Source organism: Nocardia sp. CY41 (assembly GCF_009829325.1).
Lineage (GTDB): Bacteria > Actinomycetota > Actinomycetes > Mycobacteriales > Mycobacteriaceae > Nocardia.
Genome location: NZ_VUOS01000009.1, coordinates 239119 through 251698, shown reverse-complemented (window position 1 = coordinate 251698; position 12580 = coordinate 239119). Strand labels below are relative to the sequence as shown.

The window sequence follows — 12580 nt, the reverse complement described above, 5'->3', positions numbered from 1 at the left end:
GCCGCTGCGGCTGACCTGTGCGGGCGCGGAGGGCGCGCGGCGCGGGAAATCATCCCGTGGCCGGTTCAGAGCGCGCCGCATGCGGCGTAGATTGTGTGTATCCCTCGGTTACTCACAAGTAGGAGGCAACGATGCCCGCGCCGGAAGCCGATGTATTCGACCGTCTCAGCGCGCTGGCCGCGATCGAGGCGCCCGCCGACCGTCAGCGCAGGACGATCACCGAGACGTTCACCGGGAACCCGCTGGGCAGCGTGCCGGTCGGCACCGCGGCCGACGTCGCTGCCGCCTTCGCCAAGGCCAGAGCCGCGCAGGAGCGCTGGGCGGCCCGGCCGGTGGCCGAACGCGCCGCCGTGCTGAATCGGTACCGCGCGCTGGTGGTCGAGCATCGCGAATTCCTGATGGACGTGGTGCAAGCCGAGACCGGCAAGGCGCGCTGGGCGGCTCAGGAAGAGATCATGGGGCTGATGTTCGCGGCCCGGTATTTCGCCAGGATCGCACCGAGCCTGCTGGGCACTCACCGCGTACCGGGCGCGTTCCCCGTGCTCAACCGCGCGTCCGTCCGGTACCAGCCCAAAGGCGTGGTCGGTGTCATCGCGCCGTGGAACTATCCGCTGCTGCTGTCGATCGGCGATTCCATCCCGGCGCTCATCGCGGGCAACGCCGTGGTGGTCAAGCCCGACAGCCAGACCCCGTTCTCCACGCTGGCCGGCGCCGAGTTGCTCTACCGGGCAGGTCTGCCGCGCGAGCTGCTCGCGGTCGTCCCCGGCCCGGGCAATGTGGTCGGCACCGCGATCGTCGAGGACTGCGATTATCTGATGTTCACCGGTTCCTCGGCGACCGGCCGCACCCTGGCCGAGCAGTGTGGCCGCAGGCTGATCGGCTTCTCCGCCGAACTCGGCGGGAAGAACCCGATGATCGTCACCGCGGGCGCAGACTTGGACAAAGCGGCAAAGGCGGCCGTGCGCGCCTGCTTCTCCAACGCCGGGCAACTGTGCATCTCGATCGAGCGGCTGTATGTGGAGCGCGCGGTCGCCGCGGCGTTCACCGAGAAATTCGTGTCCGCGGTGAACGCGGCGAAACTCGGCGCCGCCTACGACTATTCGACCGACATCGGCAGCCTCATCTCCGAAGCGCAACTGGAGACGGTGTCCAAGCACGTCGCGGACGCCACCTCGAAGGGAGCGAAGGTGCTCACCGGTGGCACCGCCCGGCCGGATCTGGGTCCGCTGTTCTTCGAGCCGACCGTGCTCGCCGACGTGACCGATGAGATGGAATGCGGTCGCGACGAGACCTTCGGCCCGCTGGTGTCGATCTATCCGGTCGACAGCGTCGAGGAGGCCGTGCGCCTGGCCAACGACACCGACTACGGCCTCAACGCCTCGGTATGGGCGGCGAGCAAGTCCGAAGGCGAGCGGATCGCGGCGCGGCTGCGCGCGGGCACGGTCTGCGTGGACGAGGGCTACGCGCCGGCCTGGGGCACCACCGGAGCCCCGATGGGCGGCATGGGCATCTCGGGTGTGGGGCGCCGTCACGGTCCGGACGGTCTGCTCAAGTTCACCGAGCCGCAAACGGTCGTGGTCACACGCTTCATGAATCTGGACGCGCCGAAGCTGTACCCGAAGGACAGGTGGCAGCCGTTCCTGATGACCGTGGCCCGCAGTCTGCGTTTCCTGCCCGGACGCTGACGCACGACGTCCGCCCGGGTGGTCGTGCCCACCCGGGCGGACGATCCGCCGGTTCGGTCGTGCAGGGGTCACGCCAACCGGTCGGCTCCGGTGCGCGGCGGCCCGCCGGCCGCCAGCGCCGCTGCTTCCTCCTCGGTGAGCAGCCGTGATCTGAGGACGAATCGCAGACCCTCCAGCGCGTCCGAAGCGCAGCCGCCGGGCGCATCGGCCACGTCGACGGTCAGGTGGGTGTTCTTCCAGTGCTCGTATTGCTCACCGCTGATCCAGAACTCGGTGTGCCAGGGGAGACTTCCGAGCAGGACATCCGCGCCGTCGATCCGGGATTCCCGGATGGGCAGGCAGCGGGGCTCGCCGCTGTCGCGGTGTCCGCCGGACTGATGCAGCAGCACGGCCCCGTGCTGGTGGATGACGCGGCGCAAGGCGGTTCTGGCGCGATCGGTGATGTCCACCCGGTGCGCTCCGGCGTCGGCCGACCGGCGTGGATGACGTGGCCGGCGTGTGTCGGGTAGTCGGCGATGCCGGAGTCCCGGCCCCGGTCTGGCAAAGCTCATGATTCCTCGCAGATGTATCTCGGACCGACTCACTATGGTCGGCGGAGGTTGGCGCGAGGTTGGTGTGAGAACGTTAGTCGCGCAACGCGGTATGCAACCGAGCCGCGACTACCGCCCGCCGCACGTCGTCGGGCGGAAGCAACCGCAGCGCGTGCTCGTGGACCGCGATGTCACGGGGCGCGCGTTCGCCGAACGCGACCGCGTGCTCTGCCCGGTCGCCGGTGAGCACGGCGGTCCGCACGCCTACGTCGAGGTAGTCGCGCCACCGCAGCACGTCGGGCGCCTCGGATCCGGGCAGCAGCGGCCCCCGGTACAGCCACACCGCCGAGGTGGTGTCGCCCGCGGTGACGGCGGCGAGCAGGTCGACGGCATCGCAGGCGACCGGACCGGTCAGCGCGTACCGGCGATTGCTGATGTCGCCTCCGATCGCGCGGCGCAGATGTGAGACATCGGCTTTGAGCGTGCTGATGGACACCGACCGGTCGCCGTACAGGGCGGCGTGCAATTGCTCGGGGGTGAAGCCGTCCGGCTGGAGCGCCAGCAGCGCGAGGATCTCCAACTGCCGAGGCGGCAGCGGCAGTGGCACCCCGTCGCGCACCAGGCGTGCGGCGCCGAGGCATTCCAGCCGGATCCCCGGCGTGGGTACGGGCGCGGCGGTGCGCAGCATCGTCTCCACCGCCGTCACCAGCGCGCGCACCGAGGTGAGCACCGCGGGATGCGAGCGCTCCCAGGAACTCGACAGGTCCAACGCGCCGACCTGTCTGCCGTCCGGCCCGTGGATCGGCGCGGAATAGCAGACCCAGCCGTGCAGAGCGGCGACCAGATGTTCGGCGGAGAACACCGTCGCAGGGCGATCGGTGTGCAGCGCCAGCGCCAAACCGTTGGTGCCCATATGGTTTTCGCCCCAGCACCCGCCCGGGGCGAGATTGACCCGTTCGGCCTGCCTGCGCAACGTGCGGTCGCCGCAGGACCACAAGACGGTGCCCGCGCTGTCGGTGACCACGGCCAGGTAGCCGGAGTCCTCGGTGACGGCGCGCAGTTCACCCGCCAGCGCCGTCACCGGTTCCCGGAGCGGGGACGCCGCCCAGCGATCACCGATGTCGTCCACCGCGGGCGCGACCGTGGTGCCGGGATCGACGGTGTACATCGACCGCCGCCACGATTGCGCTACTTCGTTGCGGAGGACGGCGGCGCTGGGCCGGGATGTCACCCGTGGAGCCGTCGCCCAACGCTCCCATTCTTTTTCCAGTTCGACCCGCTGCTGTGTGAGGGTGCGGAACTGCGCCACGTGGAAGACCCATCGTCGTGTGAGCTCGTATTCGCACTCTCATTCTGGCGTACGCCGACGGGAGTGGCGAGCTGTTCGGGGCCCTACCGGCCGGTTGCGGCGGACCGGCCTGCCGCCCATCCGCCGCGCTGAGCGGTCACTTCCGGATGAAAATGCCTGCGACGTCGGCGTTCTTGATGGGGGTGTCGGCGTTGGCCTGGGCGCCGCACAACAGGTCGACCGACACCATGGTCGCGTCCACGGCGGTTCCGGCCGGTTCGCGGTCGTCCTTGCTCTGCTGCTTGACGAACTTGGTGATCGTCGTGCGCTTGGTGTCCTGATCCTGCTTGACGTACTCGCTGCACGGCGTGTCGCCGCCGCGGTTGAGGGCGCGTTCGATGTCGCTGCAGCCCGCGAGCGCCATGGCGACCATCGCGATCCCGAGGCCGGTGCGGCCGGTTCGTGACAGCGTGGCGTGCATGGGCTCCTCCTGAAGGTTCGGCGGCGCTGCCCGCCGCGATCGGACTTCAGCGTAGAGCGCCGGCGCCGAGTGTCCAGCGACGGCGGGTGCTCAGGCGCGGAACACGCACAGCGGGACGTTCATCTCCGCCGGGGTGAGCGATCCGTGGTGACCGACCAGCCGCGATTGCAGCGGCTCGGCGCCGGTTCGGATGACGCCACGTCGGCCCCGGGCCACCACGACCAGATCGCCGATGCGCCGGGCGATCGCCGGGGCGACGGTGGGGCCGAACCAGCCACGGCTTACGGCTTCGGCTCGGTCGAGGACCTCGAAGTCCGCGCCGAGGGTCGCCTGCCAGGCTGCCGCGACGTGGGATTCGGCGCCCGGCTCGGTGTAGACGTGGCGGGCGCGGGGCTCACCGCCGAGCGCCCGGACACCGTCTTGCAAGGCGGGCGTGGTGTCGAAATCGAGGCGATCGTCCAGGTGCACCATGCCGTGGTCGGCGGTCACCAGCAGTGCCGCTCCCGCGGGCAGCTCGTCGGCGAGCGCGGCGGCGAGCCGGTCGGCGTGCGTGAGCTCCAGTTGCCAGGAGCGTGAGGAGGGCCCGCGGACATGTCCGGTCAGGTCGAGATCACCGTGGTAGGTGTAGACCAGGGAGCGCGGGCCCGCGCGTAATGCCTCGCTCACACCGGCGACGAGATCGCCGAACGACAGCTGCGGGCGGAACTCGCAACCGCGCAGCACCGCCTCGGTCAGCCCCGACCCCGCCTGATCGCGGGGTGATACCTGCGCGACGGCGATGCCGTCCGCGACGGCGCGCTGGAAAACCGTTGTGCGGGGCTGGAATTCCGACGGGATCAGTTCCCGCCGCAGATCGGACTTGGGCGCGCCGTGCAGCCGCCAGGACAGCGGAGTGAAGAGCCGGTCGTAACCGGGAACGTGGAACAGGTAGCCGACGATGCCGTGTTCACCGGGCGGAACGCCCACGCCGAGCGAGGCGAGGCTGGTGGCCGTCGTCGTCGGGAAACCGGCGGTGAGCCGGATCGGCGCCAGGCCGGACAGGAACGGCGCCGCAGCGGGATTCGCGACGAGATCCTCGTACCCGAGTCCGTCCACCAGCAGGACGCAGACCTGGTCGGCGTCGAGGCGCAGCCCGAGGCGGTCCTCCTCGCCTGGTACACCGAGACCGGCGAGGACGGAGGGGAACAGGTCGGCCAGAGAACCCGAACCGTAGCGCGGCGCGACGAACACGAAGGTCAGAATGTCAATGTCGGCGGCTGCCTGGCAAGCGCATTCACGCCTGTCCGGTCTCGAAACGGCTCACCTTGCCGTCGCGCAGGACGAATCGCCAGGTGGTGCGCATCGACCCCCACCGGGAATTGGTGTAGTCGGCGACCAGTTCGGTGCCGTCGTCACCGACGGACTCCACCCGCATGCGGCCGTTGCTGTCGAAGATTTCCGCTCCGGTCCACTGGTGGAGGTTGCGCTCCACCCCGTCGTCGGACATGGTGGCGTCGTCGGTGAGCACCGCGTAGAACCGGTCCTGATCGTTGGCGTTGAGCGCGTCGACGAACTCCTGCACCGTCGGATCCAGCTGCGCGGTCATCCGGGTCGTCCTCTCGGATCGGTGTGGGAAGCATCGGACAGCAAATGTCTGGCGTCTACTCTAGGTCAGCGGCGGCGCGCTCGGCTCCAGGAAAGTCGCGAAGGTCCGCATGACATCGTCCACCAACGCCGGGGCGGTGGTCCCGAATTGTCCGGCGCGTTTCTCCAGCTGTCCGTCCAGCCACAGCGAGGCCAAGCCGTGGCCGAGACCCCAGAACATGACCGCCAGTGTGTCGGCTTTGTCGGCCGGCAGCGCTCCTGCTCGGACGCACTCCGTGATGGCGTCGGCCAGGACGCCGAAGGCCGCGTCGCCCGCGGCCATGGTGTCGGGATGTTTGTCGGGCTGGGAGAGTTCGGGCCGGAACATCAAGCGGAAGTAGGCCGGGCGTTCCCGAGAGAACCGCACGTAGGTGTTCGCGAGGGCGGTGAGCGCGGCCATGGGCGTTTCCGCCTCGGCGCGGGCGGCGGCCAACTGCGCGCCCAGTAGCTGGAAGCCCTGCGTGGACAGGGTCGCGAGCAGGGCGGCCCGGTCGGGGAAATGGTGGTAGGGCGCCGCAGTGGACACGCCTGCCTCGCGCGCCACCCGGCGCAGGCTCACCGCCGCGAGGCCCTCCGTCTCGATCAAACGCAGGCAGGCGGCCAGCAGCGCGTCGCGCAGGGCGCCGTGGTGGTAACTGGTCCGCGTCACCGTCCGAGCCTATGCGACGGGCCCTGGACAACCTAACTATGCGGTGCTTAGATTATCTGAGCGGCGCTCAGATGGGCGTCGTGAGAACCAACGACGAGACGGATGTAGACATGAGCACACAAGTAACGGTCACGGGCGCAACGGGTTTCGTCGCCGGGCACGTCATCGCCGAGTTGCTGGAACACGGCTACGCCGTGCGGGCGACGGTGCGCGACCTCGCCGCCACCGGCAAGCGAACACACCTGGCCGAGGCGGCCCGGCGCATCGGGGGCGAGCTCGAATTCGCCCGAGCCGACCTCGACGGCGACGACGGCTGGGCGGCCGCTGTCGCGGGCAGCGCCGCTGTCCTGCATGTAGCCTCTCCGTTTCCCAGCACCCCGCCCGACGACGAGCGCGAGCTCATCGACACCGCGGTCGAGGGAACGCTGCGCGTGCTGCGCGCCTGCGCTGCCGCGGGCACGGTACGCCGGGTGGTGCTCACGTCCTCGATCGCCGCGATCGCGTACGGTCACGCCGAGGACGCCCTGCGCACGGAGGCGGACTGGACGGTGGTCGAGCGCAGCCCCGCCTACCAGAAGAGCAAGACGCTCGCCGAGCGGGCCGCCTGGGATTTCGTCGCGAAGCTCCCAGCGGGCGAACGATTCGAGCTGGTCGTCGTCAACCCGGGCATGGTGCTCGGACCATTGCTGTCCGCCGCGACGAGCACGTCACACGAGCCCGTACGCAGGTTGCTCGCCGGTGACGTCCCCGGTGCGCCCCGGGTGGGCTGGGCGCCGGTGGACGTGCGCGACCTCGCGGTGGCGCATCGGCTCGCGCTGGAGACGCCGGAGGCCACGGGCAACCGCTACATCTGCGCGGGCGAGCATTTGTGGATGGAGGACATCGCGCGCATCCTCGCCGAGGAATACGGGCCGCGCGGGTTCCGGGTGCCGACCAGACGGCTGCCGGACTGGCTCGTGCGCTGTGTCGCGCTCTTCGACAAGGGCGTCCGGTTGACCGTGCCCACTCTGGGGCGCACCGAGTCGCTCAGTGCGGGCAAAGCGCGGCGCGAACTGGGCTGGACCATGCGGCCTGTCCGGGAAACCGTGCTGGACACCGCCGAAAGCCTGTTACAGCACGGAATCGTCGCGCCGCCGCGGCGCAAGCCTGCCCCGGCGGCCTCCGCGCCGCGCGCCGTGCGGGTCTAGGGATGCGAGCATGCTGATCGCGACATTGATCGTCACCACCGTCGCCATGGCACGGCGTCGGCTCGCCCGCCGATCCCCGGCCGGGAACTCCGCCGGACGGAGTGTTTGGCCCCCTCCGCCGGGCGTTGCGCCGTCCGGCGCCGGCAGCGGCCGCGTGCGTCGCGCTACTCGGTATCGCGGTCGCCGCGGGCGCGCTCGCGCAGTGCTGAAACCGGCCCCGACGTGCGGCGCTCCGGCGCGGTTCGCTAGACAGGACACGTGACTGCGCAGCGCCCCTTCCGATTCGGTGTCAACATGGTGGTCCCCGAGAGCCGCGAGAATTGGATCGAAAAATGCCGCCGGGCAGAGGAACTCGGTTTCGACGTGGTCGGCGTCGCCGACCATCTCGGCCTGCCTGCGCCGTTCCCCGCGATGATTCTGGCTGCCGAGGCGACCGAGCGGGTGCGGTTGAACACGTACGTGCTCAACACCGCGTTCTACAACCCGGTATTGCTGGCGCGCGACGTGGCAGGCGCCGATCAGTTCACCGACGGGCGCGTCGAACTCGGGCTCGGCGCGGGCTACGTGCAGGCGGAGTTCGAGGCCGCGGGCATCCCGTTCGAAAGCGGCAGAAAGCGCGTCGAGCATCTGGAGCAGACGGTGATCACGCTGCGCGGCCTGTTCGCCGACCCGGAATATCAGCCGCAACCCGCGCAGCCGACAGGTCCGCCCGTGCTGATCGGCGGATGGGGCGACCGGTTGCTCGGCGTCGCCGCGCGGCACGCCGACATCATCGCCTTCACCGGCGCGGCGGCCGCGCGCAACGGCGGGCCCCTGCAGATGGCCGGGCTGGCCGAGATCGAGGAACGCGTCGCCTACGTGAGGGAGCTGCTCGGTCCTCGAGCGGACAAGGTCGAGTTCAACATCCTCGTACAGCGGGTGGTCCCGCCGAACGAACGCGCGAGCGTCTTGGAGGTATTCGGCCCGGCGCTGCCGCCGGACGTCGCAGACTCCCCGGAAGAGCACCCGATCCTGCTCATGGGCACCCCCGAGGAGATGGCCGACCGCCTGCGCGAACGACGCGACCGTTACGGCATCAGCTACGTCACCGTCCTCGAGGACAGCATGGAGAAGTTCGCGCCGGTCCTCCAGTTGCTGCGCTGAGCGGCGGGTTCGCGGCAGCGGGTGCTCACGCGGGCTTTCGCCACAGCAGGGTGTAGCGCCACATGAGCCGTCGCCGCATGCGCGCACCGGGTAGCAGATCCGCCACGGCCGAGCGAATCTCGGCGTACCCGTCGACCGGGTCACGCAACTGGACGCCGGGCTCGCCGGACCGGTGCAGGAGGTCCGTCATCCGGATGACGGGCAGCAGGGGCAGATAGTGGTAGTCCCTGCGCAGGGTCATGTTCCAGAGCCCGACTACGGCGAGGACACCGCCGGGTGCGACCAGACGGCGCAATGCGGTGATGCCCTCGTGCAGCGGGACATGGTGCAGGGTCGCCACCGTGGTGACGACATCGAAAGAGCCCGTGTAGTCGAGGAAATCGGCCTGGTCGAGGGACACCCCTGGCGTCACCGGGGCTTGCGCGAAGGGCTCGGCATCGACATCGATTCCGGCGACGGTCAACCCGCGACGGGCCAGCTTGCGCGCCAGAAGGCCGTCTCCGCAGCCGATGTCGAGTGCGGTGCGGGCCGACGGCGGCACCTGCTTCAGTAACCACGGGTGGTAGTGGGTGTTGTGATTCCAGTAGGGGTCGTCGCGCACTTCGACACTGTAGGGGCAATCGATTCCGGGCGTGGGACGGCCGCCGACGCCTCGGAGTCAGCGGAAGCCGGGGAGTTGCTGCGGACCGCAAAAGGCCGTGAAGGCCCACAATCCGACACTTGAGGTAAATGTGATTTGCATCACACTTACCGGAGCGTTTCAGGGGTCCGTGATGGCAAGGTGTGCGGTATGCCTTTCGCCGAATCCACCGCATCGACCGACGCCATCCGAGTGCTCGGAGCCAGCGAGCACAACTTGCGGGACGTGTCGCTCGAGATCCCGAAGAACAAGATCACCGTCTTCACCGGCGTCTCCGGCTCGGGCAAATCGTCGATCGTCTTCGACACCATCGCGGTCGAATCCCAGCGCCAGCTCTACGCCACCTTCCCCGCGTTCATCCTCAACTTCCTGCCGCGCTACGAACGCCCGCACGCGGACGCCATCGAGAATCTCACCGCGCCGGTGATCATCGACCAGCAGCCGGTCGGCGGCGGGCCGCGCTCCACGGTCGGCACGATGACCGACATCTACTCCATGGTGCGGGCCATGTTCGCCCGATTCGGTTCGCCCTCGGCGGGATTCGTCTACAACTATTCGTTCAACGTGCCGCAGGGCATGTGCCCGGATTGCGACGGACTCGGCGTCACCGTCCGCGCCGATCCCGACCGGCTGCTCGACCGCACCAAGTCGTTGAACGAAGGCGCGATCCTCCTGCCGGGATACGGCGTGGGCAGCGGGGATTGGCAACTGTACGGCAAGTCCGGCCGCTTCGATCCGGACAAGAAGCTCGCCGACTACACCGACGCGGAGCTGCACGACCTGCTCTACGGCACCGGCGGCAAGGTCGAGCTGACCTTCAGCAAGGGCACCTGGAAGGCGAACTACGAAGGCATCGCCACGAAATTCACGCGGACCCGGCTGCAACGCGACACCTCGACGCTGAGCGAGAAGACCCGCGAGCAGATGCAGCAGTTCCTCACCGAAGGAGTCTGCGGGACCTGCGCGGGCGCCCGTCTGAACCAGGCGGCGCTGGCCACCCGGATCGGCGACCGCAACATCGCGGATTGGGCGCGCTTGCAGATCACCGATCTGATCGAGGTGCTCGACGAGATCACCGATCCGGCCGCCGCCGGCCTGGCCGGAGCCATCCGCACCGCCCTGCGGCGGGTGGCCGACATCGGACTGGGATATCTCAGCCTGGACCGGCCGACCTCGACTCTGTCCGGCGGCGAGGGGCAGCGGCTGAAGATGATCAAGCATCTGTCCAGCACGCTGATCGGACTGACCTACATCTTCGACGAACCCAGCGTCGGGCTGCACCCGCGGGATGTGGGCCGGTTGAACGATCTGCTGAAGGCGTTGCGGGACAAGGGGAACACGGTGATCGTGGTGGAGCACGATCCGGACGTCATCCAGATCGCCGACCACGTCGTCGATGTCGGGCCGCGAGCGGGCGCGCACGGCGGTCAGGTGGTCTTCCAGGGAAATTTCGCCGACCTCCGCAATGCCGACACCCCGACCGGAGCCGGTCTGCGCAGGCCGTTCCGCGTCAAGGACTCCTTCCGCGCGGGCACGGGCGAACTGCGAATCGAGCGTGCGACGCTGCACAACTTGAAGAACGTGACCGTCGGGATCCCCACCGGCATCCTGACCTGTGTCACCGGAGTCGCGGGTTCGGGTAAGAGCAGTCTCATCCGCGACGTGTTCGTCCGGGAGCATCCCGAGGCGATCTTCGTGGACCAATCGCCCATCGCAGCGTCGTCCCGGTCCACACCCGCGACCTACCTCGGATTGATGGACCCCATCCGCAAGCTGTTCGCCAAGGCGACGGGGGAGTCCGCGGGCCTGTTCAGTTTCAATTCGGCGGGTGCGTGCAAACAGTGCGAGGGCCGCGGGGTGATCATCACCGAGATCGCCTACATGGATCCCGTGACCACCCACTGCGATGCTTGCGACGGACGGCGCTTCTCCGAGGACGTGCTCGCCCTGACGTTGCGCGGCAAGTCCATCGCCGACGTGCTGGAGATGCCGGCCGAGGAGGCGCTCGGATTCTTCGCGGAGAAGGCGCTGCACACCAAGCTGCGCACGATGAACGAGGTGGGTTTGGCCTACCTGAGCCTCGGCCAGGCGATGAGCACGCTGTCCGGGGGCGAACGGCAGCGCATCAAGCTGGCCACGCAGTTGCAGAACACCGGCAGCGTCTACGTGCTCGACGAGCCCACCACCGGACTGCACATGTCCGACGTGGACACGCTGCTGGCGCTGATGGACGGTCTGGTCGACCGGGGTAACACCGTCGTGGTGATCGAGCACAACCTCGATGTGGTCGCCCACGCGGACTGGGTGATCGATCTCGGGCCGGACGGCGGCAAGGACGGCGGCGAGATCGTCTTCACCGGCACGCCCGCCGAACTCCTCGCGCACCCGTCCTCGCTGACCGGCGAGTACCTGCGCCGGTACAAGACGGGCAGCTAGCCGGAGGACTCCGGCACCGTGAACTGCTCGGTCCCGGTCACTCGCAGCAATTCCAGCGCCGAGGCCTCCCGGCTGCCCGGCGTCGCCGAGTAGACCACGACGGCCTGGTCGGTATCCGGGACCAGCAGGGTGTCGCAGTCCAGCCGCAGCGATCCGAGGTGCGGGTGGTCGATCGTCTTGGTCGCGCTGCGCCATTGCCCCGAGCGCCGCGCGTTCCACAACTGCTCGAATCGGGGGCTACGGGAACGCAATTCGGAGACCAGGCGCAGGAGGCCGGGATCGTCGGGGTAGCGCGCGCGGGTGCTGCGCAGGGTGGCCACCGAGAACGCCGCGGCGTTGTCGGCCTCGGCGGGTGTCATCCGGACCCGTCCAGGCTCGGTGCCGAGGAAACGCTGCCAGATGATGTTGCGCTGAGCGGGCGGCCAGGCGGAGAAGTCGCCCAGCAGCGCGGTCGCCATCGGATTCCACGCCAGCACATCGGCTTTCGCCGAGAGCACCAGCGCGGGCAGATCCGCCATCCGATCCAGCAGACGCAAGACGCTCGGGCGCACCACCATGTCGATGCGGCCCGCCTGCGGCGGCGCCGCGCCCGCGAGCTGGAACAGCAGGGTGCGATCCTCGTCGTTGAGCCGCAGCGCGCGGGCGAGCGCGGCCAGCACGGCGCTGGACGGACGGGGACCGCGCCCCTGCTCCAGGCGCACCACGTAGTCCACGCTGACCCCGGCGAGCTGCGCGACCTCCTCGCGGCGCAGCCCCGGCACCTGCCTGCGCGACCCCGCGGGCAGCCCGACATCGCCCGGACGCACTCGGTCGCGCGCCTGTCTCAGCAACGCGGCCAGCTCGGTTCGATCCACAGCTCGATCATGCCGTGTCCGATCGTGGCCGGGGTGGGATCGCTACTCCCAGGAGTTGGCAGCC

At 69.3% G+C, this 12580-nt stretch carries 12 protein-coding genes; 4 read left to right on the top strand and 8 right to left on the bottom strand.

Going from position 1 to position 12580, the window contains the following annotated elements; all coding sequences use genetic code 11:
- Positions 1–131 precede the first annotated feature (131 nt).
- A complete protein-coding gene (locus tag GVY64_RS12090; protein ID WP_159840650.1) occupies positions 132–1685 on the top strand; it encodes a succinic semialdehyde dehydrogenase in 1554 nt (517 codons plus the stop codon).
- Positions 1686–1753: 68 nt separating this feature from the next.
- On the opposite strand, the gene GVY64_RS12085 is transcribed toward GVY64_RS12090, so the two are convergent.
- From GVY64_RS12085 to GVY64_RS12060, 6 genes are all read right to left on the bottom strand, one after another.
- On the bottom strand, positions 1754–2134 hold the full coding sequence (locus tag GVY64_RS12085; protein WP_236566771.1) for a DUF779 domain-containing protein: 381 nt from the start codon (positions 2132–2134) through the stop codon (positions 1754–1756).
- 175 nt (positions 2135–2309) lie between these two features.
- A complete protein-coding gene (locus GVY64_RS12080) occupies positions 2310–3524 on the bottom strand; it encodes a transcriptional regulator (RefSeq protein WP_159840646.1) in 1215 nt (404 codons plus the stop codon).
- 136 nt (positions 3525–3660) lie between these two features.
- The gene (locus GVY64_RS12075; RefSeq protein ID WP_159840644.1) at positions 3661–3984 is read right to left on the bottom strand and encodes a hypothetical protein; all 324 of its coding nucleotides are present in this window, start codon (positions 3982–3984) and stop codon (positions 3661–3663) included.
- Between the two features lie 90 nt (positions 3985–4074).
- Positions 4075–5214: an alkaline phosphatase family protein gene (locus GVY64_RS12070; protein ID WP_159840642.1), complete on the bottom strand. Its 1140-nt coding sequence runs from the start codon at positions 5212–5214 to the stop codon at positions 4075–4077.
- Positions 5215–5257: 43 nt separating this feature from the next.
- Complete coding sequence (locus tag GVY64_RS12065) at positions 5258–5569, bottom strand: nuclear transport factor 2 family protein (RefSeq protein ID WP_159840640.1); 312 nt, start codon at positions 5567–5569, stop codon at positions 5258–5260.
- Between the two features lie 60 nt (positions 5570–5629).
- A complete protein-coding gene (locus GVY64_RS12060) occupies positions 5630–6256 on the bottom strand; it encodes a TetR/AcrR family transcriptional regulator (RefSeq protein WP_159840638.1) in 627 nt (208 codons plus the stop codon).
- A gap of 110 nt (positions 6257–6366) precedes the next feature.
- Here GVY64_RS12060 and GVY64_RS12055 point away from each other — a divergent pair, with 110 nt between their 5' ends.
- Positions 6367–7443 carry an SDR family oxidoreductase gene (locus tag GVY64_RS12055; protein WP_159840636.1) on the top strand — a complete coding sequence of 359 codons (1077 nt, stop codon included), beginning with the start codon at positions 6367–6369 and terminating at the stop codon, positions 7441–7443.
- Positions 7444–7701: 258 nt separating this feature from the next.
- Positions 7702–8586, top strand: a complete 885-nt coding sequence (locus tag GVY64_RS12050) for an LLM class F420-dependent oxidoreductase (RefSeq protein ID WP_159840634.1) — start codon at positions 7702–7704, stop codon at positions 8584–8586.
- 25 nt (positions 8587–8611) lie between these two features.
- On the opposite strand, the gene GVY64_RS12045 is transcribed toward GVY64_RS12050, so the two are convergent.
- Complete coding sequence (locus tag GVY64_RS12045; protein ID WP_159840632.1) at positions 8612–9187, bottom strand: class I SAM-dependent methyltransferase; 576 nt, start codon at positions 9185–9187, stop codon at positions 8612–8614.
- Between the two features lie 189 nt (positions 9188–9376).
- Between GVY64_RS12045 and GVY64_RS12040 the strand changes: the two genes are divergently transcribed.
- Positions 9377–11662, top strand: a complete 2286-nt coding sequence (locus GVY64_RS12040; RefSeq protein WP_159840630.1) for an ATP-binding cassette domain-containing protein — start codon at positions 9377–9379, stop codon at positions 11660–11662.
- On the opposite strand, the gene GVY64_RS12035 is transcribed toward GVY64_RS12040, so the two are convergent.
- A complete protein-coding gene (locus GVY64_RS12035; protein ID WP_159840628.1) occupies positions 11659–12516 on the bottom strand; it encodes a helix-turn-helix transcriptional regulator in 858 nt (285 codons plus the stop codon). The two genes, GVY64_RS12040 and GVY64_RS12035, sit on opposite strands and share 4 nt — an antisense overlap.
- Between the last annotated feature and the right edge of the window lie 64 nt (positions 12517–12580).